This is a genomic window from Actinomadura meyerae (genome assembly GCF_900188445.1).
Taxonomy (GTDB): domain Bacteria; phylum Actinomycetota; class Actinomycetes; order Streptosporangiales; family Streptosporangiaceae; genus Spirillospora; species Spirillospora meyerae.
The window spans coordinates 1-1521 of sequence record NZ_FZOR01000114.1; the positions used below are offsets into that span (position 1 = coordinate 1).

Genomic DNA, 1521 nt, shown 5'->3' on the forward strand with positions numbered 1-1521 from the left:
CTAGTACTACATAGCTAGATCTTGATCATCTGGAGGCTCAGGTGTCGCCTGAAGTGATGCCTGCGCGCTTCGGCTTGATGGCCGCGACGGAGAACGGACCAGTAGAGTCCCAGGTCAACAGTGCGATCGTCTTTGCCGATCAGGTTGAACAGACGCCGGATCTCAGCGATGGACAGGCTGAGCAGTCGCTGGACCGGCCGTTGGGGTGCCGGCCCGGTGGCTGGTGGTGATTGCTGCCGGTTCGTCCGTTGTGGGTTGTCGGTCGCTACCGGTTGTCCACAGGGGGCGGGCCCCCTTTTTAGCGGTATGGCGCAGCACGGCAAGAAAGGTCAAGGCGAGCATCGCCAGGGTGATGTGGCGGTACCAGGCACGGTAAAGCCGGAACTGGTATTGCGCCAGCCCCGCTTCCTGCTTGGCGGCCTCGAAGCACTCCTCGATCGGCCAACGGGAACCGATGGCGCGGACCAACTCGCACAATCCTTCTCCACGGGGATTGTGGCAGTGAAAGTACGCGAGTTCGCCATCGTTGATGTTTCGCCGGATGACGTACTGGTGTCCAGTGAACGGTGTCTCGATCACGGCCCAGTCGTAGACCCGGAAGCCTTTTGATCCGATTCCGCAGGCCCGGCGTTGCCAGTCGCAGGGTTTCAGTTGTGCGGCGATGGTCTCGATAATGGCGGGATCGCTTGTTGCCGTGGAGGGGCTGCCGGTGGTGAGGGAGGTGTTCTTGGGTACGGCCATGCAGTAGGCGATCTGTTGTTCCTCCAGATGGCGGCGCAGTTTGTGGTTCTGGCCGAACTCCTCGTCCGCGGCGAACCATGCGAACGGCACCCCTGCCTCGACTGTTCGGTCGATCATGGCCTGGACCTGCTGCGGGCGGGTCATGAACACCAGGTCCTGCGGAACGCCCGCCTCGTCCCGCCGCTCGGCGTCGGCGCACCAGGAGCGTTCGGGCATATAGAGTTCCCGGTCGATGAGCACCCGGTCTCCGGCCGTGTTGGCGTAGGCCAGGAACGTACCGATCTGACAGTTGTCGACCCGGCCGAGCGTCCCAGAGTACTGCCGTTGCACACCGGCCGACTTCTTCCCCTTCTTGGCGAACCCGGTCGGGTCGGCGATCAGCACCGCCCGGGGATCGGCGAAATACTCCATCGCGTAGGCCCGTACATCGTCGCGCAGCCGATCGGCGTCCCATGCCGTCAGGTTGATGAACCGCTGGACCGCTGTCGGCCTGCGCTCGCCGGTGAACTCCGAGATCGTCCATGAATTCTTGCGCGCCAGTGGCGCCAGCAAACCCCGCAGGTACTGCCGGAAATGCTCACGTGACTCCGTCCGGTACCACCGGCTCTCGAACCGGACGCACACCGCCTCGAATTCCGATTTCCAGTTGTCCAGATCTGCTGCGGTTACCGCACCGGCGAACTCACGAGCCTCAGGCATGCAGACAGCGTCGCACCACCCAAGGTGATCACGTACAGGAATCGCTCAATCGCTTACCGAGATCTAGGCATGTAGTACTAG

1 pseudogene is annotated in these 1521 nt (G+C 62.6%); it reads right to left on the reverse strand.

What is annotated here, in order from left to right:
• Positions 1-291: 291 nt before the first annotated feature.
• Positions 292-1440: pseudogene (locus tag CHF16_RS39150) on the reverse strand (IS701 family transposase); the annotation flags it as partial.
• Between the last annotated feature and the right edge of the window lie 81 nt (positions 1441-1521).